Annotated in this window: 22 protein-coding genes; 10 read left to right on the top strand and 12 right to left on the bottom strand. The window is 50.8% G+C overall.

The genetic code is table 11. The annotated features are described in order from the left end of the window. The first annotated feature begins 5 nt into the window (after positions 1 to 5). The 3 genes from H6G21_RS18965 to H6G21_RS18955 all read left to right on the top strand — a co-directional run bounded on the left by H6G21_RS18965 (position 6) and on the right by H6G21_RS18955 (position 2,439). Positions 6 to 602 carry a sulfite oxidase-like oxidoreductase gene (locus H6G21_RS18965; protein WP_190574984.1) on the top strand — a complete coding sequence of 199 codons (597 nt, stop codon included), beginning with the start codon at positions 6 to 8 and terminating at the stop codon, positions 600 to 602. 202 nt (positions 603 to 804) lie between these two features. Continuing rightward, complete coding sequence (locus H6G21_RS18960) at positions 805 to 2,187, top strand: MFS transporter (RefSeq protein WP_190575038.1); 1,383 nt, start codon at positions 805 to 807, stop codon at positions 2,185 to 2,187. A gap of 75 nt (positions 2,188 to 2,262) precedes the next feature. Next, entirely contained in the window at positions 2,263 to 2,439 is a 177-nt protein-coding gene (locus tag H6G21_RS18955) for a hypothetical protein (RefSeq protein WP_190574983.1), read from the top strand. Positions 2,440 to 2,465: 26 nt separating this feature from the next. Here the strand turns inward: H6G21_RS18955 and tsaE are convergent, their stop codons facing one another. Together tsaE and H6G21_RS18945 are read right to left on the bottom strand one after the other, a co-directional pair. Then, the gene (gene tsaE, locus H6G21_RS18950) at positions 2,466 to 2,939 is read right to left on the bottom strand and encodes a tRNA (adenosine(37)-N6)-threonylcarbamoyltransferase complex ATPase subunit type 1 TsaE (RefSeq protein ID WP_242041938.1); all 474 of its coding nucleotides are present in this window, start codon (positions 2,937 to 2,939) and stop codon (positions 2,466 to 2,468) included. Positions 2,940 to 3,120: 181 nt separating this feature from the next. Continuing rightward, positions 3,121 to 4,512: a gluconeogenesis factor YvcK family protein gene (locus H6G21_RS18945; RefSeq protein ID WP_242041936.1), complete on the bottom strand. Its 1,392-nt coding sequence runs from the start codon at positions 4,510 to 4,512 to the stop codon at positions 3,121 to 3,123. Positions 4,513 to 5,281: 769 nt separating this feature from the next. On the opposite strand from H6G21_RS18945, the gene H6G21_RS18940 reads away from it, so the two are divergent. Next, the gene (locus H6G21_RS18940; RefSeq protein ID WP_190574980.1) at positions 5,282 to 6,064 is read left to right on the top strand and encodes an ATP-binding cassette domain-containing protein; all 783 of its coding nucleotides are present in this window, start codon (positions 5,282 to 5,284) and stop codon (positions 6,062 to 6,064) included. 5 nt (positions 6,065 to 6,069) lie between these two features. Continuing rightward, positions 6,070 to 7,356: an MlaD family protein gene (locus tag H6G21_RS18935; protein WP_190574979.1), complete on the top strand. Its 1,287-nt coding sequence runs from the start codon at positions 6,070 to 6,072 to the stop codon at positions 7,354 to 7,356. Positions 7,357 to 7,433: 77 nt separating this feature from the next. On the opposite strand, the gene H6G21_RS18930 is transcribed toward H6G21_RS18935, so the two are convergent. The 3 genes from H6G21_RS18930 to H6G21_RS18920 form a co-directional block, all read right to left on the bottom strand. After that, entirely contained in the window at positions 7,434 to 7,823 is a 390-nt protein-coding gene (locus H6G21_RS18930) for a type II toxin-antitoxin system VapC family toxin (protein WP_190574978.1), read from the bottom strand. Beyond that, positions 7,810 to 8,055: an AbrB/MazE/SpoVT family DNA-binding domain-containing protein gene (locus H6G21_RS18925; protein WP_190574977.1), complete on the bottom strand. Its 246-nt coding sequence runs from the start codon at positions 8,053 to 8,055 to the stop codon at positions 7,810 to 7,812. Before H6G21_RS18925 ends, H6G21_RS18930 begins: the two co-directional genes overlap by 14 nt. Before the next feature lie 246 nt (positions 8,056 to 8,301). Further along, the gene (locus H6G21_RS18920; protein WP_190574976.1) at positions 8,302 to 8,592 is read right to left on the bottom strand and encodes a DUF3288 family protein; all 291 of its coding nucleotides are present in this window, start codon (positions 8,590 to 8,592) and stop codon (positions 8,302 to 8,304) included. Positions 8,593 to 8,748: 156 nt separating this feature from the next. Between H6G21_RS18920 and H6G21_RS18915 the strand changes: the two genes are divergently transcribed. Continuing rightward, a complete protein-coding gene (locus tag H6G21_RS18915) occupies positions 8,749 to 9,567 on the top strand; it encodes a polysaccharide deacetylase family protein (RefSeq protein ID WP_190574975.1) in 819 nt (272 codons plus the stop codon). Here the strand turns inward: H6G21_RS18915 and H6G21_RS18910 are convergent. After that, entirely contained in the window at positions 9,564 to 10,001 is a 438-nt protein-coding gene (locus H6G21_RS18910) for a VOC family protein (protein WP_190574974.1), read from the bottom strand. The two genes, H6G21_RS18915 and H6G21_RS18910, sit on opposite strands and share 4 nt — an antisense overlap. A gap of 293 nt (positions 10,002 to 10,294) precedes the next feature. Between H6G21_RS18910 and H6G21_RS18905 the strand changes: the two genes are divergently transcribed. Continuing rightward, positions 10,295 to 11,464 (top strand): pyridoxal phosphate-dependent aminotransferase, encoded by a 1,170-nt coding sequence (locus H6G21_RS18905; RefSeq protein ID WP_190574973.1) that lies wholly within the window; start codon positions 10,295 to 10,297, stop codon positions 11,462 to 11,464. Positions 11,465 to 11,563: 99 nt separating this feature from the next. On the opposite strand, the gene H6G21_RS18900 is transcribed toward H6G21_RS18905, so the two are convergent. Together H6G21_RS18900 and H6G21_RS18895 are read right to left on the bottom strand one after the other, a co-directional pair. Further along, complete coding sequence (locus H6G21_RS18900; RefSeq protein ID WP_190574972.1) at positions 11,564 to 12,175, bottom strand: hypothetical protein; 612 nt, start codon at positions 12,173 to 12,175, stop codon at positions 11,564 to 11,566. Between the two features lie 617 nt (positions 12,176 to 12,792). Further along, positions 12,793 to 13,941 carry a tetratricopeptide repeat protein gene (locus H6G21_RS18895; RefSeq protein WP_190574971.1) on the bottom strand — a complete coding sequence of 383 codons (1,149 nt, stop codon included), beginning with the start codon at positions 13,939 to 13,941 and terminating at the stop codon, positions 12,793 to 12,795. Positions 13,942 to 14,575: 634 nt separating this feature from the next. Between H6G21_RS18895 and H6G21_RS18890 the strand changes: the two genes are divergently transcribed. Continuing rightward, positions 14,576 to 14,794 carry a hypothetical protein gene (locus H6G21_RS18890; protein WP_190574970.1) on the top strand — a complete coding sequence of 73 codons (219 nt, stop codon included), beginning with the start codon at positions 14,576 to 14,578 and terminating at the stop codon, positions 14,792 to 14,794. A gap of 239 nt (positions 14,795 to 15,033) precedes the next feature. On the opposite strand, the gene H6G21_RS18885 is transcribed toward H6G21_RS18890, so the two are convergent. Beyond that, positions 15,034 to 17,469, bottom strand: a complete 2,436-nt coding sequence (locus H6G21_RS18885) for an NACHT domain-containing NTPase (protein ID WP_190574969.1) — start codon at positions 17,467 to 17,469, stop codon at positions 15,034 to 15,036. Between the two features lie 134 nt (positions 17,470 to 17,603). On the opposite strand from H6G21_RS18885, the gene H6G21_RS18880 reads away from it, so the two are divergent. After that, the gene (locus H6G21_RS18880) at positions 17,604 to 17,807 is read left to right on the top strand and encodes a hypothetical protein (protein ID WP_190574968.1); all 204 of its coding nucleotides are present in this window, start codon (positions 17,604 to 17,606) and stop codon (positions 17,805 to 17,807) included. A 417-nt stretch (positions 17,808 to 18,224) separates the two neighbouring features. Beyond that, entirely contained in the window at positions 18,225 to 19,469 is a 1,245-nt protein-coding gene (locus tag H6G21_RS18875; protein WP_190574967.1) for a VWD domain-containing protein, read from the top strand. A gap of 140 nt (positions 19,470 to 19,609) precedes the next feature. On the opposite strand, the gene H6G21_RS25445 is transcribed toward H6G21_RS18875, so the two are convergent. The 3 genes from H6G21_RS25445 to ugpC form a co-directional block, all read right to left on the bottom strand. Continuing rightward, a complete protein-coding gene (locus H6G21_RS25445) occupies positions 19,610 to 20,650 on the bottom strand; it encodes a CAP domain-containing protein (RefSeq protein ID WP_242041935.1) in 1,041 nt (346 codons plus the stop codon). Between the two features lie 819 nt (positions 20,651 to 21,469). Next, positions 21,470 to 22,072 carry a CAP domain-containing protein gene (locus H6G21_RS18865; RefSeq protein ID WP_190574966.1) on the bottom strand — a complete coding sequence of 201 codons (603 nt, stop codon included), beginning with the start codon at positions 22,070 to 22,072 and terminating at the stop codon, positions 21,470 to 21,472. Positions 22,073 to 22,542: 470 nt separating this feature from the next. Further along, on the bottom strand, positions 22,543 to 23,631 hold the full coding sequence (gene ugpC, locus H6G21_RS18860) for a sn-glycerol-3-phosphate ABC transporter ATP-binding protein UgpC (RefSeq protein WP_190574965.1): 1,089 nt from the start codon (positions 23,629 to 23,631) through the stop codon (positions 22,543 to 22,545). Positions 23,632 to 23,835 lie beyond the last annotated feature (204 nt).

The raw sequence follows: 23,835 nt of genomic DNA, 5'->3' as shown, positions 1-23,835 counted from the left end.
GCAAGATGCTGGGCAAGTTTTTTCACAAGCCGAGCGACGAATTGCGCGATCGTGTACCTCCGGGGCAGCACCTGGCAACAGGTTTTCCAGTGTTGACCTACGGAGATACACCATCCGTTGCTGCTGAAAATTGGCAGCTTAAAGTATGGGGGCTAGCCCAAGAGAAGGTCATCACCTGGCAGGATCTCATGGCCATGCCCCAAAGTGAGTTTACGGCGGACTTCCACTGTGTGACGACTTGGTCCAAATTGGATGTGCAGTGGTGCGGCGTCAAGGTTACAGATTTTATGCAGGCGATCGAGGTTGATCCCAAGGCTGTGCATGTGATGCAGCACGCCTACGGTGGGTATACAACCAATTTAGCCTTAGAAGATTTTGTACGAGAAGAAAATTTCTTGGCCCACACCCTCTATGGTGAACCCTTGCCTGCGCCCCACGGTGGCCCAGTGCGGCTCGTGGTTCCCCATCTCTACGCTTGGAAAGGGGCTAAGTGGATTAACGGGCTGGAATTTCTCGATCGGCAGGAATTGGGGTTTTGGGAGCGGAACGGCTATCACCATCGGGGTGAGCCCTTTGCAGAAGAACGGTACAGCGATCTTTAAGCGATCGTCGCGATTCTAAATTGGCGATCATTCAACCTTCGGCTGGGGTTCCATCTCGAACAGCAGCCATAACGATTTTTCGGGCGATCGGTGTGGCATGATGGCAGGAACGATCGTGCAATACCGATCGCTTAATTTCGCTATTTGAGGGACTGCTGTGAGTTCGGTTGAGTCATCCCGTCGCTTCACCCACCTTCGTAAAATGGGGGTTCTTTCCCTGCTGGGGTTTGCTGGGGGCCTACCCTTTTTGTTAACGGGCACCGGGCGGGCATTGCAGGCATGGCTCACCACCAATGGGGTTTCCGCCACCGTGATTGGTCTATTTGGGTTGGCGGCGCTTCCCTATTCCCTCAAGGTCTTTTGGGCTCCCTTGCTCGATCGCTACATTCCTCCGCTACTGGGTCGGCGACGGGGCTGGCTACTATTGGCTCAAATTGCCCTAGTGGTCGCGATTGTCGTCCTAGGTAGTCAAAGTCCTAGCCAACTGGCCCAACTCACGATTCACTCCAGCAACACCTGCGCAGCTTCTTCGTTCCAAGGGTTGTGCGAATTTTGGCAGGCTTTGATTACGATTCTTCCCAGTCCCTTCTTCCAGCTTGCCTTACTCGTGGCCTTTCTCAGTGCGACCCAGGATATCAGCGCCGATGCCTATCGAACGGATGTGTTGAAGGTGTCGGAAATGGGCAGTGGGGCGGCTTTTTTCGTGACAGGCTATCGGATTGCGTTGGTGATTGCGGGGGGCATAGCCCTAGCGATCGCCGATCCCAAAAATCCCCAGCATTGGTCATGGCAGCAGGTCTACTGGCTGGTGGCGGGGTTAATGAGTATTGGGATTGTTGCAACGCTGCTGGCTCCGGAACCGAAACAGTTCGCTAAACCGACCAGTATGCAGGCGGCGATCGTGCAGCCGTTCCAGGAATTCTTTCGCCGCATGGGCTGGCAGAGTGCAGTGGCGGCGCTTGGCTTTGTTGTGCTTTACCGCTACGGAGATGCCTTGCTGAACTCCATGGCTGTTCCGTTTTTGCTCAGTGCTGGTTATCAACAGGGCGAAATTGGCATTATTCAAGGAATTCTCGGCATCTTTGCCACGATCGCGGGAACGATCTTCGGGGGAGCCGTTTTTAGCAAAATTGGGGTGAATAAGTCCCTGTGGGTGTTTGGAGTCTTGCAGGCTGCGAGCAACCTGGCCTATTGGCTCCTAGCAACCTTTGGAAAAAGTGGGCTGTTAGTTTGGATTCCAACATTGACCAATGGCGTACAGGTGGGCGTGGGCCAAACGGATGCTGGATTGTTAGCCGCGATCGTGGTGGAAAACTTCTGTGGCGGGTTAGGTACAGCAGGCTTTTTGGGCTTCATGATGACGTTGTGTAATCCCCAATTCTCTGCTACTCAATTCGCCCTACTCTCTAGTTTGATGGCGGTCAGTCGCGACCTTTTAGCCTCTCCGGCAGGTGCTTGGGCCAATGCCCTGGGTTGGAGTAGCTTCTTTTTAATGACCATTGTGGCGGCGTTGCCGGGGCTGTTACTGCTGCCGATTTTTGCCCCATGGCAGGGGACGGCACAGCAAACCGGGGACGAATCCTAACGCCTCAGGACAATCAACAAATCGGATAGAGAATAGGATAAAGTTTAGAAAAGTTAACACATCACCCTGACAGCTATGGCTTTCTTCCGTCAATACATTGCGCCGCTGATTGTTGTCTTAGTCTTTGGCCTCGCCTTAGTGGCGGTGAGTGCTCGAATTTTTCTGCCTGCGGACATGATGGCTCCCGCACCGATTTCCGCCATTCCTGCTAACCAGTCAGCATTCACTCCAACGATCGCGTCCCGTCTCTAGACTCTCTACAGGTCTACCCCAAAGATCTACCCCAACTCAAGCCCAAAATCCGCTAGGGTCAATCCCCCGATCGCGGTGAGGGTCACTTGACGCCCCTCAGTTTCAATGCCTTGAGTCGCTTCCGGGTAGGTCAACTGAAGCAATAAGTAGCGATCGGGCTTGTAGGGCAATCGATCGCACCATTCGATCGCCATAATGCCCGGTTCAGCTTCGCTGCCGTCCCAATAGGTTTCTAGGTATAGATCCGCCGTTTCTTCGGGGGCAAGGCGGTAAAGATCCAAGTGGTAGAGGGGTAAACGACCACTAAAATATTCGTTAATCAGAGTAAATGTGGGACTGTCGATCGTCTCCTCAATCCCCAAACCTTGACCGATCCCTTGCACAAGGCTCGTTTTGCCAGCCCCTAAGTCACCCTCTAGCAAAATCACGGTGCTCGTAGGAAGGTGCTGGCCGAGATACACGCCAAAATCGTGCGTCGCGGCGGCATTGGCGAGATTCAGGGTGAGTTGTGAGGTGCACACGCGATCGGTCGAATTCAAGATTTCCCCTCGCTGTTGGTTGCCTTGGAACCGTTCCCTGGAAACGGGCTGATGGGAGGTAGCTAGTTGGGACAGTGGTTGATTTTGATCTAAATTATCTCGACTCATTCACGATCCTTTGCGGCGTTTATGCTTTTCAGCGTTATCCTTCTCGGTGGTAGCTTCTGACCATATCCTCACGGCTTTCCTGGGCATACAGCGCCCGATTTTGCCGCTCGTACCACCGGAGCAGCACCCCTGCTAATTGCTGGGGATTGTGGCGAACCCACCCCGTATCCGGATCCTCGTCAATCACGTCTGCCCGAATGATACGCCGACCCAGTTGTCCTACTGCTTCACTGTCCAACACGACAGGATAGGAGTTTTCCTTGGCATAGTGGGCGATCGCCTTGGCGGACGGTGGACGACGCTGGACGAGAACTGCATCAAACAGCGGTTGACCGCAAACCCGATCGATCGCGCGAATATGATCGGCTACGGTGAAGTCATCGGTTTCCCCCGGTTGGGTCATGACGTTACAGATGTAAACACAGGGGACTTGGCGTTGGGCGATCGCTTCAGCAATTTCCGGAACGAGAAGATTCGGAATAATGCTGGTGTAGAGACTGCCGGGGCCAATGATGATGTAATCCGCTTCGTGAATCGCCGCGATCGCCTTGGGGAGTGCTGGAGGGTTGGCCGGCGTACAGCCAATATTAACGATTTTGCCACCCGCTTCAGGAATATTGGATTCGCCTTCAATCCGCCGTCCATCTTCCATTTCTGCCCAGAGGCAAACATCACTCAAGGTGGCAGGCAGCACTTCCCCTTTGATTGCTAGAACCTTGGAACTGGCCGCAACCGCCCGCTCCAAATCTCCCGTCACTTCGCTCATGGCCGTCAGGAAAAGATTGCCAAAACTATGCCCGGTTAAGCCATCCCCGGCCTTAAACCGGTATTGAAATAGTTCAGTCATCAGCTTTTCTTCATCCGCCAGGGCTGCTAGGCAGTTGCGAATATCCCCCGGTGGCAAGACTCCAATTTCCCGCCGTAACCGTCCAGAGGATCCACCATCGTCCGCTACGGTAACGATCGCGGTCACATTGGTACTCGACAGCTTCAAGCCCCGCAGTAGGGTAGACAAGCCCGTGCCGCCGCCGATCGCGACAATTCGCGGCCCCCGATTCAACCGTCGATGGGTCCACAGTACATCCACCAACCCTTGATCCTCATCGGGCATCAGGACTTCTGTAATGGAATCGAAGGTACGAGTTTGGCCCCACCAAATCAGCAAAAATCCCACGGCTGCCACCAGTGGTCCACTCATATAGTTCGGCACCATGCGAGTTACGGTTTCAAGGAAGTCGCCCGCAAATTGAGTGAGGTAATAGATCGGTGTCAGCTTGACCCAAATGGCAAAGCCCAGGGAAACCAGCAGAACCCCTCCCGCACTAATCAGCATCCAGCGTTTGAGCAATAGACCAGGGGCTAGCCAGCGAAACCAGCGGCCAAGACTGGGAAAGACATGGCGGGACTCCTGGCGAAGAGTGCGCATGGTTCGTCGGATCAATCGATTAGTGGTCATTGGCAAATGCTCAACAAAAGGCTCAAGAAACAATAGACGAGAACAGGAACAAATATCCGGGCAGGGGTAGGGGCCGCAAAAAGCTTATGCCAGTCAGGATAGCCTAGGTTTGAAATTCTGCTGGTTTCTTACGCTCCAAATGGGATCATTTAACCGAAAGGCGATCGTTCATGAAGGGAAAAGCAAGAAAGCGGGATTAGTCGATCGGGGGCCATGGGCTCAGGACTCGTTTGCAGATATTTCTATTTTGTAAATGTGTCTATGGAGATATGTCTATAGGCTATATCCGATGTCTGGCTATGGAGTTTTGGGGAACGGGGGAGTTTTGGGGAACGGGAGGTGGAGTTTCTGAGACAGGTGTATTGAAGCTGTTGACCACTCCATCTTTCCCACTGTCCCATCAGATTTAAGGAAGGGAGTCATTAACAATACGGATGGATTGGAGGCAGAATGATCACAAGCGCCCTGCTTTATGGGAAGACGCGGAGGAAGAGTCTAGGAGGAGGAATCTAGAAGAAAGAATTGCAAGGAAACGTTGCATCTAGCGGAAAACTCCAAGGGGATTAAACAAGGTTTTTAAACTAAACAGTTTTTAGACTCAACAATTTTTTTGTATGAAAAGTGAGAATGGTTTTCTAGAATTCTCAGGGATTCAAGTCAAAGTTGAGGATTGAGGTTAAGCTAACTGGGTATCTACTACGGCAACACTATGCCTTTTAAGCGTGAAAAATTCTAGCAAATGGCTGAACCGTTAATTGAACTAAAGGGCGTAACCAAAACCTTTGGGCAGCATCGAGTGTTGGATGGGGTAGATCTGGCGATTTATCCTGGGGAAGCCTTGGGCATCATTGGGCCTTCGGGAACGGGTAAATCAACCATTTTGCGAGTGATGGCAGGGCTGACAGCTCCAGACGCTGGGGAAATTTGGGTCCGGGGGCAATTGCGGCAGGGGTTGATTGAGGATAATCTGCGATCGGGCGGCATTGGTATGGTTTTCCAGCAGGCGGCCCTGTTTGACTCGCTCACTGTGGAAGAAAACGTAGGCTTTGTGTTGTATCAGCATTCACGGCTGCCCCGTAAAAAAATCCGGGAGATGGTGGAAGAAAAGCTGGCTATGGTAGGGTTACCAGGGATTAGTCAGCGCTATCCTGCGGAGTTGTCAGGGGGGATGCGGAAGCGAGTCAGCTTTGCGCGAGCCATTATGGCCAATCCAGATAATCCAGCGGACTCTCCCGCGCTGTTGCTCTATGATGAGCCAACGGCAGGGCTGGATCCGATTGCTTCTACCGTGATTGAGGACTTGGTGCGATCGTTGCAACATACCGATGGGGTCTGCGAGAGTTACGTGATGGTGACTCACCAGGACAGCACGATTCGGCGAACCACCGATCGCATTGTGTTTCTCTATCAAGGCCGGGTGCAATGGGAAGGAAAGTGTCACGAGATTGATACAACAGACCATCCAATGGTCAGACAATTTTTTGGTGGACAGGTCGAAGGGCCAATTCAGGTGCTGGAGTGAAGACCATGCGATCGCGAATGATTCGAGAGGGTTCAGTCGGTTTACTCATTTTGACGGGACTTGGACTCTTTGTATTTTTAGCAGCTTGGATCAAAGGGTTTAATCCGGCCAATCGCAGTTTTGAAGTGACGGTTGATTTCAGCAATATTTCCGGGGTTCAGGTGGGATCTCCTGTTCGGTATCGGGGGGTTGTGGTAGGCCGGATTGCCAGCATTCAGCCGGGGCCGAATGGCGTTGAAGTGAAAATTAATATTGCCCCTGCTAATTTGGTGATTCCCAGTAATGTTGAAGTCAGTGTCAACCAGTCAAGCTTGCTGGGGGAAAGTATGATGGATCTTACGCCTAAGCCTGACACCCCGACGCTACAAGCAACTACAAAACCCCTCGATCGGGATTGCGATCAGAGTCAAATGCTCTGCGATGGTTCGCGACTGAAGGGGCAACTGGGGGTGAGTACAGAAGAGCTAATTCGCAGCACCATCCAGTTCACCAATGCCTACAGCAATCCTGCCTTTGTCAAGGATTTAGCCAAACTGACCCAGAACTCTAGCACCGCTGCTGCGGAAATTGCCAAGGTCAGCCGTGAGTTTGGGAGTCTGGCCCGCAGCGCCCGCCAGGAACTCTCGGTCGTCTCAGGCACCGCTAAAACCTTTGCTACAACGGCCCAATCCTTAGGAGGAGTGGCCAATCGTGCCAATTTGACGCTGGCCCAGGTGAATGAGCTACTGGCCAGTAATCGCACAACTCTAGTGACGACGTTGGAAAACTTGAGCCAAACCAGCAGTGCCCTGCGATCGTCGGTGACGAAGTTGGAGCCTGCGATCGATCGGGTTGCCAGCGGCCAGCTTCTACAAAACCTAGAACAGTTATCCGCCAATGCCGCCCAAGCCTCGGCCAATCTCAAAGATGCTTCCACTGCGTTAAATAATCCAGCGAATCTAGCATTGCTCCAGCAAACCTTGGATTCGGCCCGCGCCACGTTTCAAAATGCGCAGAAAATCACAGCGGATCTGGATGACTTAGTGGGTGATCCGAAGCTGCGGGATAATTTGCGGAATCTGATTAATGGTCTCAGTGGGTTGGTGTCTTCCAGTCAGCAGTTGCAGCAGCAGGCGCAGATGGCGCAGGTTTTGGAACCGATGTCCCAAACGGCTAAAGCACAAGCCTTGAATGCCCCAGGTGCAGTACCGCCAACGGCTGCTTCCCAAGCTATGCCACCTCGATCGACAACTTCTCCCTCAGTTTCTTTGCGATCGGGCAGTCCTTCCAATACTTCACCTAACCCGCAGTAGCGCTGTAGGTGTGGATTAGGAGTTATAGGTTTGTAAAGTCTAATTGTAGATTCGGGGCGAAGGGGCTACGTGCAAGGCTATTCGAGGCACTGAAACCCTCGCTCACCTTTCAACTTACCGTCGAAGCTGACAGTTTCTGTGCAACCTGCTTGCCGAGAGACAGCCCCAATCAAATAATCAGAAAAATCTGCTTTGCCCTGTTTGTATCGCTGTAGGGCTTGGTCAACTGTTGATCGATTTTCAAATTCAAAAGCTGCACTATGCAACATGGATTCTAGGACAGTAATAATCTTGTCTTTGCGAAAATTGTAGTGCGTGCCCCGAAGAACCCAAACCAACTCACACAGAACGATATTGGTGATAAAGCAGGGCTGATTCTGCTGAATGATTGCAAAAGCCTGCTGCCACTGCTGTTCATCATCTCGAGTAAGGTATCGGACAAGAATATTAGTATCAATTCCAATCATCTACCGCCTCGGAGATTGCTGTTTCCATTTCCTCAAAGGATACTCGTTGAGTTCCTGGGCGGTAGAGAATTCCAGATAAGTCTTCTACTGCAACATTGAGGGGAAAAATTTTGACTTCACCGTCTTCGTCAATCACAAACTCAATGCGGCTGCCGCCCACCAGCTTGAGATGTTGGCGAATTTCTTCCGGCAGAGTGATTTGACCAGTATCGGTTACTGTGGTGCTGAACATCGCTGGAATGGCTAGAAGTGGGTTTCTACTATGATTTTAGTCGAGCTAGCTTTTAGTCGGGCCAGCTTTTAGTCGAGCTAGCTTTGTCTCCAACTGACAGCACGCGCCCCAGAAACAATGCTTGCCCTAGGGCGCTGCCAGCCATAGCTGACTAAACATTCTCTATCGCTCTGATCTACCTGTCTGACTAGGATTCAACCTACTCACCAGGCTAATCCAGGGGGATAACCTTATGCCCCGAGTGGACTAACTCCAGTCTTCTTCTTGGCGTCGTCCTCGCACGTTGTAGAGCCGAGTGCTGCCGTGGAGTTCGCGGGTTTTTTCAAACAGAACCGCTTCCGTCAACTGCCACTGACTCAGCACTTTGTCTAAGTCCGTTTGGATATCCCGGGCACCGGGGAACCCTTGATAGCGGATCCGTAATCGAGCCAGTTCTGCTAAGTTATAGTCCGTGGGTTCACCGCTCAGGAGAGAATTGACAATCTGCCGATCGGTGGCGTAGAGCGGGTGTTGTTGGTCGCGCTTTTCAGAAGCCATACAAACTCCTCAAGGGGCATAAAGCAGTCTAGCGAAATTTTTGCTTGAAATTGCTGGCTGAACGCATTCCCGATCGCCCTTTCGCAAAAACCCCTAGGAAAACCCCCTATGCTGGATTAACAAACGCCTAGACCACCGCCCTCAATTACGAATCATATGCCACGCCGCGATCGCTTCATTCTCCTCAGCTTTGATGTCGAAGAATTTGATATTCCCCTGGAATATGGCCAAACGGTCGATCCAGAAACCCAGTTCCAGGTGTCCTTACAGGGTTTGCAAGCGGTTTTAGGGGTGCTCGATCGATTGAATGTGCGGGCAACTTTTTTTACCACGGCTAACTTTGCCCTACGTTTTCCGGAGGTGATGCAAGCGATCGCCCAACGCCATGAAGTTGCGTCCCACGGGTTTTACCATTCCTCCTTTGAGGTGCAGGATTTAGCCAAATCGCGGCAAGTGTTAGCGGATGTCACTGGGCAAGCGATCGTGGGGTATCGCATGGCGCGGCTGCAACCGGTGGCCGATCGGGAAATTGCAGCAGCGGGCTATCGCTACAATTCCTCCATGAATCCCACCTGGATCCCCGGACGCTATAACAATCTCAAGCAACCCCGGCAGCCCTATAGGGTAGATCGTTTGCTGAATATTCCCGTATCCGTCACCCCTGGCATTCGGTTTCCCTTGTTTTGGCTGAGTTTCAAGAACTTGCCGCTCTGGTGCTACAAGCTACTGTCAGTGTGGACATTGGTGAGCGATCGCCAACTCAATCTGTACTTCCATCCCTGGGAGTTTGGGCCGATCCAAGGCTACGGACTGCCGCAGTATATTGCGCGCCATGGGGGCGCTGCGATGGTGACCCGATTGGAACGCTATTTGCGGTGGATTGGGCGTTATGGGCAATTTGTGACCTTTGCGGAATTTTGCGATCGAACAACCGCGCCGCACCAGCAACCGCAGCTTCCGGTTAACCCGACTTAACGGGCATTGGGTTGATAAAAAATCAGGCGATTGCCGTTGGGATCGTAGGCATAGACTTCGCGGCCATGGGATGCGATCGCGACCGCATCGTGGGGAACCTGTAATTGGTCAAGCTGGGCGATTGTGGTATCCAAGTCCTGCACCTGAAAGCACAAACTTATGGATGCTTGGGGCAGCGCCGCGATCTCTGACCTTTCCGAAGCACTGATAGGAAATTTTGTGGGTCGATAAATTCCTAACCGTAGTCCAGCCAACTGGAACTCCACATAGCGATCGGGCAAGATGCGGCTGGGTTCGCAGGCAAACAGCGCCTGATAGAACTGTTGGGCAGCGGATAAATCAGTTACCGCGATCGTCACCCAAGCGGAATCATACAGAATTCCTATGGATCCTTCACTTTTGATAGAGCTAAGCCGAGGTTGAGAAGAAGTCATTACCGCTAGCCAACGATTTTAGGGACTACCGGGCTTGTCGTTGAGCCGGGTCTGTAGCCTAGTCTAGAGTCATCCAGCGGCTCTGGATAAATGTGATTACCTCATTACATCCTTTACTGATTTCCCTTGGTTATGAAGGCTACAATCGCTTCATAATAAATAGGGAATAAGTACAGTAAGTCATCCATTTCCCGGCAGCGTAACTGCTCCCTTGTCCAACCTTCCTTGGAACTCGCCAGGGAATTGAAACACTGGGTGCGTTCTGGGTGATTTCAAAGGATTTGTCTGAAACTATGAAGCTGGCAGCACGGATTGGGCAGGTAACACCTTCATTGACGTTGGCGATCGATGCAAAGGCCAAAGCCATGAAGCGAGATGGCATTGATATTTGCAGCTTCAGTGCGGGGGAACCGGATTTTGATACCCCAGAGCATATCAAGAATGCCGCGATCGAGGCTCTCAAGTCTGGAAAAACGCGCTACGGCCCCGCCGCTGGGGAACCGCAGTTGCGGGCAGCGATCGCCCAGAAGTTGCAAACTGATAATCAACTTTCCCTCCAGGCCGAAAATGTGGTCGTTACCAATGGCGGCAAGCATTCCCTATTCAACATTTTTCTGGCCTTGGTCGATCCCGGGGACGAGGTGATCATTCCCGCGCCCTTCTGGGTGAGCTATCCCGAAATGGTTAAACTGGCGGGTGGAACGCCAGTCATTCTGCCCACGACCGCAGAGTCAGGGTATAAAATTACGCCGGAACAGCTGCGATCGGCCATCACGCCCCAAACCAAAATTCTGGTGATGAATTCACCCTCCAACCCCACGGGGATGGTCTATAGCCCTGCGGAAATTCGGGCGATCGCAGACGTGGTGGTGGAAAAAGACATTCTGGTCGTCTCCGATGAAATCTACGAAAAACTGCTCTACGATGGCGCGGAGCATCTCAGCATCGGAGCGGCTAGTCCCGAAGCCTTTGCCCGAACCATTATTAGCAACGGGTTTGCTAAAGCCTATGCGATGACGGGTTGGCGATTGGGCTATGCGGCCTCCGGCTCACCGGAGTTGATTAAAGCCGTGACCACGTTGCAAAGCCAAAGTACCTCGAACGTCTGCACCTTTGCCCAATTCGGCGCGATCGCGGCGCTGGAAGGTTCCCAGGATTGTGTGGCGCATATGCTGTCGGCCTTTACGGAACGGCGGCAGGCCATTTACGACATGATTAACGCGATTCCGGGCCTGTCCTGCGTGAAACCCAATGGGGCGTTCTACATGTTCATCAACATTAGGCAATTGGGGATGTCGTCTTTGGAATTTTGCGATGCGCTTCTGAGTGAGCAGCAGGTGGCCCTGATTCCGGGCATTGCCTTTGGGGCGGATGACCATGTGCGGGCTTCCTACGCCACGGATATGACGACGATCGAACGGGGCATGGAACGAATTGCCACGTTTGTCAAATCGCGTCTGTAAGGGCGTAGCGTATAAATAAAGTCCCAAATGAGTAGATGGGTAGGGGGTAGACAGGTAGGGGGTAGACAGGTAGGGGGGTGAATGCGACCCTTTTCCCTCCTACCCTAAAGGTTCGTATCCCGGAAAGACGGCATGGATAAATTCGCTGCCGGATTCGGGAAATCCCCGACGGTAGGTCGCTTCCTCCGGTTTGCCCCAGCCCAGTTGCAGGATGATTTCTAACCGTTCTTCGCGACCATGGTGGGTCAGAACGGCCCACTCGGTACGATCGATGATGTGCTCTACATCGGTCAAGGTGGCGGGTTTGAAGCATTTGCCCCCTTGGAGGCTGAGGAATAATTCCATTCCTTGGGTGACCTGCTGCCAAAAGCGAAGAACCTGATTTTTGTTGGATTTGAGGGTGCGGCGATCGCTGCCTAGGCTGATGAGTTGTTCGTGGATCATGGGGAGAGACAGTTCCGCGCCCCGCAGTTGAACGGTCTGCCAGACGATGCCGGAGACTTGGTGTTCTCGCTGATAGTCGTGAATCGTGCGACGAAAATTGTCGTAGGCGGCAAATTTTTGCAGGCCAACGGGTTCGACAAATTGGTCTAAAAGCGGGCTCAGCCCTGCGGATAGTGCGGCTAGGTGCAGCCGTTCTCCGTTCATACAAGCTCGCTGTTCCGCCACCAAGACCTCGATCAATTCCTGCGTACTGTAGATCTTGGACATCTCAGACCCCTCACGAAAATAACAGAGCCAGGTACCTCGACAACGGGGATCCTAGGAGCGCAGTGAGGCTTCCTGAGGTTCCTGCTTTCCTTTTAGCAAATTGTGCTGGAAATTTCTTCGGTACCTCGGCATTTCCCTCTGCTCGTGTAAAGATCCCCATACATATGACTGGGGGGGGGGGGGGGGGGGGGAGAACCGATGCGGGTGTCGTGTTAACGAATACAACGTTGTTCGTTAACTTTCTGAAATACTAGGGAGGCTAGAAATACAACTAGAAACACTTAAGGATCCCTCACTCTCGATACTGTTGGGGCAAGAGGGATCCTTTTTCCGATCGTGTTTTCAGAGGTGACCACGATCGGGCCAGCAAACCCCACCCAGCCCACTGGGGGGAATTCGGTTAAATTGTTTCAAAGTCCCCCCTTAATCTTTCAAAGTCTCCCTTAATCAGGGGAATTTAGAGGGGGATCGAACGATTTGCAAGCACGAATCTACTATGCTAATTCTCCTTGTTTCAATTGTGTGGAATGTGTTCAGTTTAGTATTCACAAATTTTTCACTGCTCCATTACTAACATCCCCACGCAGCATTGGTCGGCCATTCTCCTTCTTTAATTTTTAGCGATTAGACATTTTGCTTTGCTTTCGCAGCGTTGCTGCACGTTGAGCGTATTGCTGAGCCAGAGAATTCTGCCCTGTGGCTTTGTAGAGATTGGCTAATACCTCGATCGATGAAATTGTAGTGGGATGGGTTGCTCCTAATTTCTTTTCTTGGATATTCAGCGATCGGGTTAAAAGGGGTTCTGCTTGAGCATATTGCTTTTGTAAATAGTAGTTAGCCCCTAAATTCCAGAGCGTTGTTGCTAGGTTCGGATCGTCTTTTGCCAAATTTGCTTCATCAAGTGCGAGGGCACGTTTCAATAGGGGTTCTGCTTTGGCAAATTTTCCTTGACTTGTGTAAGTTCCGCCTAAGGAACTCAAAACATTAGCAAGATTCTGGTTATTTTTGCCATAGGTTGCTTCTCGAATGGCAAGAACACGAAGATACAAGGATTCTGCTTGAGCATACTGTTTTTGAGAATGGTAGGTCGCTGCGGTTCTCTCCAAGGAAGGCAGTAACTGAGCCGCGCTCTTGCCCAAACGGGTTTCCAGGATTTTGAGCGCTCGCAGATCCATCGTAACGGCCTGATTCCATTGTTGTTGCTCCCAGTACAGTCTTGCCAAATTCTGGAACGTAGAGCCTAATAAATTCATATCGGCTTTGTCAGGCTTGGCTTCCAGCAGATGAATCGCACGCAGAAATAAGGTTTCGGCCTTCTGATGTTGCCGCTGTTCTCGGTAAAAATCAGCTAAGTTATTGAGGCTAAAAGCCATGTCGGGATTCTCTTTGCCGATCGTTGCTTCATTGATGCGAATGGCGCGGATTAGCAGAGGTTCTATTTTGTCGTTTTGGCCTAAAATCCGGTAGGCCATTGACAGATTGTTGAGGGCAGTGGCGATCGCAGGATGATCGCCTAGGATGGGTTCACCCACTTCGAGGGCATGTTGAGCGGCGGCGATCGCTTCTGCATATTTTTTCTGGAGAATCAGTTGAGCGGTTTGCCGATTTAAATCATTGACCAGTCCTGCGGTTGCGGCTTCCTGAGTGGGGATAAGACTGATTTGAGTTTGGGCAGGGGTCGAACTTTGGAAACAGAGGGTGATTCCTGTGGTTAAACCGAGCATTAAGAGAGTGTAGATCAGCTTGCGCTTGACGTGACGTTTCATGATTTTTTCAGATGAATCTCCTGGGTCAGTTTAGCGTTTGCGCCTCAGGAGGTTATGCAAGCCGACTCTCACCCCAACTTCTTTGCCAGAGCGGGATAGGGCTAAGACCAAATCAACTTGTGATTGCAAAACATAACGATCCCCCTAAATCCCCCTTCAAAAGGGGGAATTTGAGTAAAACCAGTCTTAAATTAGAGATTTTATTTGTTATTCTCTAACTGTCTTTGATTTTCTCCTGTTCCCCCCTTATTAAGGGGGGCTAGGGGGGATCGGATCTGTAGCAGTGATCAATCAATTTGGTATAAAACCAAGGCAGGGTTGTGTGTAGTCTGGAAGGATTGTTGCAAACTGTCTCAAGACTTGACATTGCCCGACTTTATCCGTAGGCTTGTTTTTCATAGCTGTTTTCGATCGAATTTCTACTGCCGTTCGAATCAGCTTAGTTCCCAAAAATTGAGGCGCTACCCAACGTTGCTGCAACAACAATGGGCAGCTAAACCCCCAAGCTGAAGTGACCAGCGAGGCGGTCTGAGACGGATTTTAACATTCGATCGGGCCACCCTACTTGTCCTGCGCAAAAGGGTGGCTTTAATTTTTGGGATTTCTTCCTGTCTCTACGTTTAGGAGAAATCCCATGTTTACTAGTTTTGACGATCTCGATCGCGCGATCGAGGACGATCGCAAGCCGCTGCAATTTTATCTTTTGGGCACCCGCGAGGAAGTGCAGTCTACGATTAATCAGTTGTATGTGTTGCGATTTAGCGATCGGGTGCGGTGGAGTCCCCCGGTGCCGGTGCCGGGTTCAAGTTGGCAATACGTGAGCAAGATGGAGCGCGATCGGGCTTTGGATTAGGGGCGATCGATGAATTGAAAAACCGGGATTTTTTGAAAATCCCGGTTTTTGGAAAGTAGGCGCGATCGACGTTCAATTGAATACTACAAAGTCCTTTCTACTGAAGAGGAGATTTAGGGCGATCGGTTTTCCCGAGGGGTGAGGATCCCCCCTAGCCCCCCTTAATAAAGGGGGAACAGGAGAGAATATGAGGAAATTAGAGGAAGAGTTTTAAAATCTATGCTTCTAGCCTGATTTCCTCAAAGTCCCCCTTTTGAAGGGGGATTTAGGGGGATCTCTGGTAACAGCAACGTCTCCTCAATCTCCTGCCGCACAGAACGACTCACGTAACAATCGCTATTCAAACACTGCACTAGCAACAGGTTGGCATCATAGTACTGCCGGAGCAATTGCTTTTGCTCTTCTGTAAATTGCCAGTCATGGCCGATATTGCGATGGGTGATCATTAATTGGCGTAGGTTCTCTGTCCATTTTTTACCGTGCGCTCTCCACCATCGTCGAAAGACATCATGGCTAGCTAGTCTTGCTCTATTGATTTGGTTGTTTAGCCTTTGAAGTTGATCTCTTAGAATTCCAGCTAGCAAATAATTAACCGTTCGATCGAGAGTATCTTCAAGAAACCATACAACCATGCTACAGTTTTCCGACGCTCCTTCCAAAGCACACTCTAGATTTCTATACAGAGCAGGATCGTCTTCAGTGTCAAGCTTCTTATCTAGTCTCATATAATGCTTAATTTCATGGCTTACCATTTGGAGAAGATCCAAAAGATGTTTGAGAATACAATCAAGGTCAAAATCATGTTCAAGAGGATGCTCAGGCTCATGAGCGAAATACATCTCCGGCATACGGTTTAGATCTTGATCTAAAAACTTGACTAGATGAAATGATGGATCACAGTCGTTGCTTAATAAGAAGTAGCAGGTTCGAACAGAAGCATTTTTATAGGGAACTTTCACAGATTTTGCTTTTCCATTTACCCATTGTAGAAAACGTTGAATTTTTTCATCACTTACCACAATTTCATCAACTTTTTCCTTCGCTGCCAATAAAAATTTATCAGCATTCCGTAGCATTCCCACTGTCAATAAAAATACTTCCTGCCAGCGTTTGTCTGTTATCTGCTCCACCAATTGTTGTCGTGCTACATCATCCTGTGACTTGGCAATTTCCCACGCGACAAAATACTCCTGAAACGTCAAGTGGGAAAAGGAATAGATTCCCCTGGCCTGCTCTACTAATAATCCATGCTGAGCTTCGATGCTACGCAAAATCGCTTCACTATCCAAATGCAGCGCTTCCGGATCATCCTTGGCATCGGGTAAATTGCCAATGTAATCGGAAATATAATCTTCTAGGACTCGCTGTTTTATGAGAAATTCATTCCGTTTGAATGTTTTCAGAGCAATGGAACTGAGCAAGTTCTCCTTAAGTTTCAGAGATAGTTTTTTATAAATCTGATCCCGTTCAACTTTACGTTTTTTATCCCATTTCTTAAGCAGCAAATCAATTCCTTCCTTATACAGTTCTGCTCGATTCACCGGGAAATCCACCGCATCCTCAAAAATCAAACACAACAGCGTTAATAACAGTGGACTACTAGCTAATTCCTGAATAGGTGCATTTTCCTGTAATTTCTCTACCATTAACGCTGCTCTAGATTCATCCCCCTTGGCCCGAAACCAATTTCTCACAAACGCTACAATCTGATTCTCATCAAAATCATCCACCTGTACTTCCACAAAATTTTCCAAACTATAATCCTGCGCAGCAATGCGGCAGGTCACCACCACCGCATTCTCCCCAAATCGCCATACCAATTCCCGGATCTGTCCCAAAACCTGTGGCGTATCCTCCTCCCGCACCTCATCCAGCCCATCCAGCAACACCAAGCCCCGCCCCCGGCGCAGCACCTCCCCCACAGACACAAACACTCCACGCTGTTCGAGGTATTCCACCAAATCCGACCTTTCCGGCGATTCTGCAAAATCCTTCAACGTCACAAACAGCGGCACCCGATCGGCAAACAGATCCCCCGCCAAACACTGCATCGCCAAATATTTCAAAAACGTCGTCTTACCTGCTCCCGGCTTGCCCAACACCAGCAAATTGCGGTATTTCAGCACCGCATCCCGTCCCGGTACCCGCTGTTCCGTCACCCGCACCAACCCAAAGCGATCGAACAGTTCCACATCGCAATCCCTCAGCGGATCATCCACCCCCAACCGCCGCCGTCCCAGCACCCGCTCCAGGATATTCACATGGGTATAAATGCCCCGATCGCCCGTCAGTTCGATCGGCTGTTCCATATCCAACACCCGCATTGTGCCGCACTGCTTCTGAATGTGGGGACGCACTGCCTCACGGGTTGACTGCACGAGGGTGGGAAGATCAACTGGCTCATGGCCTAAACGGGTAGATGCCGTCACCTCAGGAGCTACCGAAATCCCTGCAATGACTTGCCAATCTAGATTAAGAACCTCACAAATCCGGACAAAGATATCATTGCTGACCGTTTCCCCTCTAAAAAATTTCCCGATCGGTTGCCGAGTCACCTCCAATCGTTGCGCCAATGTGATTTGATTCAACCGCATCCCCTTCAACGCAACTTTAGCCAGTTGAATCCCCTCAGGAGTCGCTTGCAACGATCGATCGGCCATAGCTTCCGCACACAAAACTTGCGCCTATTCTATCGGATCAACCACAAGTCATCCACTCCACATACACAACTCATACACCACACAAACCCAAGCCAGACAAGCCTTTAGCGATATTACAGGAGTCCATTCAACCACCGGAAACGACTCCTATGAAATTCAAACAACCACCCCAAACGACCCAAAAAGCTGACTCAAAATCCAACCTCGATCGGGAAGACGCTTGGATGCAAGTCATCGAATGTGCAACCCTCTCTCTAGCCAACTTGGTCAACCCCAGCGCCGGAATCAGCATCTTTCTGCTCAAGCTCTGCTTCCAAATCCTCAAAGTCCTGCGCCACCACCACCGTCCCTAACACCCCTTCCACCCACTCCCGATCCTCTAATGGCATAGACCCAACTTCGTAGAATCGCCATCTTCACTATAAAGCTTGCAAAAAATCCCGCCTGCTTACGCAAACATTTGCATAAGCTTCCCGGATTCCCCCTATATTCCCGTTGTATGGAACCTATAGGTAAATTCTCGGAGTCCCTCGCCCCCAAGCAGAGAGATTGCAGAAAAAACATGCACCTACCAAATTGATTGATTAATGCTACAAATCCGATCCCCCCTAGCCCCCCTTAATAAGGGGGGAATTCAGCCAAATTGTTTCAAAGTCCCCCTTATTAAGGGGGATTTAGGGGGATCGTTATCTATTGCAATCACAAGTTGATTTGGTATCACTAACCCAAATCCCTCACAATATCGCTCAGTTCATCCCAAAACAGCAGATATGCAGATCCTTCGACGATTTCGTCACTATGTCCTCGCGATCGCTGCCGCCCTGGGCGCGATCGGCCTAGAAAGCCTCCTACGTCGCGGCATGGCCCTCATCCTGAGCGCACTCATGCTCGGCGGCCCCACCCTCCCCGGCGAACTCGTCGCCAACGCCCAAGATATCTCCGACGAACTCATCCCACCCCCCCTGCAACGCATCGCCAACTGCACCCTCAATGCCAGCGGCGATCTCAACCAAGGCCGCAGCTACGGCGACCCCCACATCAAAACCTTCGACGGCAAAACCTATAGCTTCCAAACCGTCGGCGAATTCCTCCTCGCCAAAGCCCAAAATAACCCCTTTGAAATCCAAGCCCGCCACACCCCCGTCAACGCCTCCCTCTCCCTCAACAGCGCCGTCGCCCTGCGCGTCTGCGGCGATCGCCTCGGCTTCTACACCCAAAACTTCCCCGATGGCGACAGCAGCCACGGCGTCTGGGTCAACGGCAAACCCATCAAAGTCGGCGAAACCCCCGTCACCCTACCCACCGGCGGTGCGATCGCGCTGAAAGACAACCTCTACGTCATCAACTCCCCCACCGGCGAAAAAGTCACCCTGGCCAAATCCACCGTCCAGCAACAAACCTTTTTCAACATCGCCGTTTTCATCCCCAACTCCCAACGCAACCAAATGATCGGCCTGTTGGGTAACTTCAACGGCAACCCCAAAGACGATATGACCATTCGCGGCAAAGGCGTCTTACCCGAGCAATCCAGCTACGGCAATCTCAGCCAAGCCCTCAGCTTCGTCGGCGTCAGCACCGGGCCTGTCTCCCTCAGCGCCGCCGAGCAACTGTACTTCAAGCAAATGTATAACGAATTTGGCAATAGCTGGCGCGTCTCCGCCACCGAATCCCTGTTCGACTATCCCCAGGGCCTGACCACCGCCAAATTCACCGACCTGAAATTCCCCAACGAATACCTCACCCTCAATATGCTCGGTCGGCAACGCATCGAAGCCGCCCAGAAAACCTGCCAAAAAGAAGGCGTCACTGCTGACATGATGGAAGGCTGCATCTTTGACGTAGGATTCTCAGGCTTTTCCGGCTTCGCCCGCACCACCGCCCAAATCAACAGCTACCTCAAAACCGCCCAAGCCCTCTTCCCCGGCCTCGGCATCCCCACCGTTGAACAAGCCGTCGATCGCGCCGTGGAAAAAGTCCGTCCCAAGGTCTGTTTACCCTTTGTCGGTTGCCGTTAACACGATCGCATTGGTCACGCATTAGATCCACTCAAGATCCACTAAAAAACCTCCTCATCCAACACTGGAGAGGAGGTTTTATGTAACGCTAAAAAATACTGGGGATATCAAGTTCGATCGCTGGATCTAGCCCCCTTGATCTAGCGCTTTTTAATGAAAATCTGGGTGAAGTAAATCCGGCCTTGAGCATTTTTAGCTACGCCAATGCCCGTGAGATTAAAGTCACCACGAATATTGCGCAGATGGCCGGGACTCTTCAGCCAACCCTGAACCGCTGCCGTTACTGGATCGGTATAGCCTTGATTCCAGGCAACGTTTTCGCCAGTACTGCTCCAAGGAATCACCTTGCCAATGGCCTGGGTTCGTTGGGAGAATCCATCGTGGCCAAAGGGTACCTTATTGCTCGCCATATTCTGGCTATGGAGACGGGACTGCGCCGTAATCCGACTATCGAGCAGGAACGGAGCTAAGCCCTGGCTGCGGCGATAGGCATTGATCTGATCAAAGACGGCTTTCTCCAACACTTCGATCGAGGCACCGGGGGGAGGAGTCGTGGGACTGGTTCCAGGAACTGGCTTCTGGGACGATTGCTTAATAAAGATTTGAGTGAAGTAAATCCGGCCTTGCGCATTTCTAACCACACCAATGCCCGTGAGATTAAAATCCCCGCGAATGTTCCGCAGGTGCCCAGGACTGTTCAGCCAACCCTGCACCGCTTTATCCACCGGATCAGCCGCACCTTGGTTCCAAGCGACGTTTTCAGCGGAACCACTCCAAGGAATCGCCGCCCCAATCACCTTAAGCCGCTGGTCAAAGCCCTGGTGGCCAAAGGGAACGCGATTATTTGCCATATCTTGGCTGTGGAGACGGGCCTGCGCCGTAATCCGGCTATCAAGCGTTAACGGAGCCAACCCCTGACTTTTACGATAGGCATTGATTTTATTCAAAACGGCTTGCTCCAAAGCAGCAGTTGTGGGCGCAGGGGCCGCTTGAGCAATGCGAACTGGTTGCTGTGCATCCAGCAAAGAGGCTAGGTCAGCCTGTAATGTGGGAGTGATCGTCGTTGATGCCTGGGGCGCAGGAGCCACCGTTGTCATAGATCGGGCCTGAGCAGCTGCGCCCAGAGATGTACCCATTGCTAATAAAACACCTGCCACGCCAACAGAAAGAGGTCTAATCATCGTTTCGATCTCATTAAAAATTGGACTGTTGGCAGATACACCTCAAATGCTGAGTCAGAAATGCTGAGTCAGAAAGATACTGTGCAAGACGACTGACAATCATTAAGTTCAACTTGCATTCATTTTGCTCGTGTCGCTTGCCCTAACAATCATTATGGAAAACGCTGAAAATTAGCAAATACCTATGACATTAATTCAATTGACACATTCGATTTATGCATTTCCTATCTCTGTAAAGGGTTAATTGCAATGATTTCAAAGTCTGAATAAGTGACATTGATCAAATTTTTACAACAGCACCTGAAAAGCACGTCTCGTCAATCAAAATTAAGCCACTTTGATATCTGACCTACAAGAAAAATTTTGATAATTTGTTATGTCCGTTCTCGTGGGAATTATCAATCTCAATTACAATGCTTTTTCAACTATTACAGATGGAGCAAAAGCTTATGAAAACTACATTCTAGACTAGAGTAGATTTTCTAAAGTAGATCTACAAATTAGTCTTGAAGGTATATTTATTATAACTTTAGAATAATTTCATTGGAGGCTCGGTGGCTCTCCCTAATGTCCCCATGGCATGGGCTGCCAGATCGAACATTTACTAAACATTCATGGGGTTCCGTAAACACGATCGCGTTCATAACGCATTCATCCACTAAAAAACCTCCCCATCCAACATCGGAGAGGAGGTTTTATATTACATAAGGACAGACAGAAACAAGCCAATTAGCCGAAATTCATGCTGGGGATACACACGTGACCAATACCTCGTCGAAAAATCTAGTCGAAAAATCTAGTCGAAAAATTTCGATCGGGTTAGCGCTTCTTAATGAAAATCTGGGTGAAGTAGATTTCCCCTTTCGCATTACGGCTCACCCCAATGCCAGTGAGATCAAAGTTACCGCGAATGTTCCGCAAGTGGCCCGAACTCTTGAGCCAGCCTTGTACCGCTTGCGTTGCCGGATCTGAATAGCCATAGTTGTAAGCCACGTTTTCAGCCGCACCACTCCAAGGAATCACCGTACCGATCGCCTTCACCCGTTGATCAAACCCTTGGTGGCCGAAGGGAACGGTTTTATTGGCCATATTTTGGCTATGGATGCGGGCCTGGGTTGTAATCGTACTGTTGAGTACTAAAGGAGCCAACCCTTGGCTCTTACGATAGGCGTTAATTTGATTGAATACCGCTTGCTCCAAAGAGGCCGTCGTGGGCGCAGTTGAAGTCGTCTGAGCAATGCGGAGGGGCTGTTGGGCTTCCACTAAAGAAGCCATATCAGCTTGTAATGTGGGAGTGATCGTCGTTGATGCCTGGGGCGCGGGAGCCACCGTTGCAGTCGATCGGGCATGGGCCGCTACACCCAGGGATGTGCCCACTGTCAGTAAAACACCTGCCACGCCAACGGAAAGAGGTCTAATCATCGTTTCGATCTCCTTACAAATTGAACTCTTGGCAGATACACCTAGATACTCAGAGAGATACTCAGAAAGAGTCAGAGAGACATGTTATGCAAGACGTTTTCTGAATGATTTATCCAGATCGCGTCATTTGCCCTTCCAATTGTGCGGAACAACGTTGTAATTTCCAGCTTTGGTATGCCACTAATGCAATTGGGTTAGGTGAGTGATGTCGTATTTTTGCAGCCCACAATGCGTCATTTTTGTAATTCCAACTTCCCGATCGAGCGTTCTGCCAGCATTTCACCTCAGGTTCTCAACCTTGTACGATTGACTACCCTCGTTTAGCCACTTTATGATCTGGCACGCGATCGGGCATCGCATTCCCATTGGAATCGCTAGTCGCCCAAGGGTATCGAGCATTGCAACCGTTCAATTTTCTGGGAAGAAATCAAGCTTGGATTAAGTTGAGGTTCATTCCAGAAGGTCTGAGGTTATGCCGCTGGGTAAATTCGATCGCCCGTTTCGGGGTCAAAGATAAAGAGTTGATTGGGATCGAGGGTAATGGGTAAGCGATCGCCCACTTGCAGGGACTGACCGATCGGTACAATCAACATCAATGCAAGATTGCCCACCCGCACCCGCACCAAGGTTTCCCGACCCAGGGGCTCAATCACTTCGATCGTGGCGTAGACATGGGGATTTGTCGCATTGATTGCGAGATATTCTGGCCGAATGCCTAGATCGTAGGTCTGTCCCGATCGCAACGTTTCCGGCAGTGCTGGCGATTGTCCAAGTTCCCCCAGCGTGAACGATTGCCCCTCCACCTGCCAACGATCGCCCCAATACTGAGCGGACAAAATATTCATCGGGGGACTCCCCAGAAAGGTCGCCACCATGCGATTGGCGGGTTGGTTGTAGATCGTTTGTGGATCGCCAATTTGCTGGACTTGCCCGCGATCGAGCACGACAATTTGATCCGCCAGCGTCATCGCCTCCGTTTGGTCGTGGGTGACGTATACCGTTGTAATGCCTAGGGTTTGGTGCAACCGTTTGAGTTCTGTGCGGGTGTCATCCCGTAACTGCGCATCCAGATTCGACAACGGCTCATCTAATAAAAATAGCTGGGGATTGCGCGCGATCGCTCGACCTAATGCGACCCGCTGCTGCTGCCCACCGGAGAGTTGTTTCGGCTTGCGATCGAGTAATGCTGTAATATCCAGAATTTCCGCCACTTCCTGCACGCGGCTTTGCATCGTCGCGGGGTCAACTTGACGCATTTTGAGGCCAAAGGACAAATTCTCCCGCACGGTCATGTGGGGATAGAGGGCATAGTTTTGGAAGACCATCGCCACATCCCGCTGCCGAGCCGGAACGTCATTGACCCGTCGATCGGCGATATACAGATCTCCTCCCGTTGGTGTTTCCAATCCCGCTAGCATTCGCAAAATCGTAGACTTGCCGCAACCCGAAGGCCCCACCAAGACCCAAAACTGCCCATCGGGGATGGTAAAACTGACTTCTCCCACCTGCGATCCGCCCGGAAAGTGACGAACTAAGTTTTCTAGGCGTACCGTTGCCATTGCAAATTTTCACTATCTACTAGGAGTTGTAGTCGATCGGGCAGTGCCCTGACGTAAAGGATGGAGAAAAAGAATCTTATACCAAATTGATTTATCAATGCTACAGATCCGATCCCCCCTAGCCCCCCTTAAAAAGGGGGGAATTTAGTCAAATTCTTTCAAAGTCCCCCTTTTTAAGGGGGATTTAGGGGGATCGTCATGGGT

The sequence above is a fragment of the Alkalinema sp. FACHB-956 genome (genome assembly GCF_014697025.1).
Taxonomy (GTDB): Bacteria; Cyanobacteriota; Cyanobacteriia; order Leptolyngbyales; family Leptolyngbyaceae; genus Alkalinema.
Note: the sequence above shows the minus strand (reverse complement) of the source record. Positions and strands in the feature narration are given on the sequence as shown.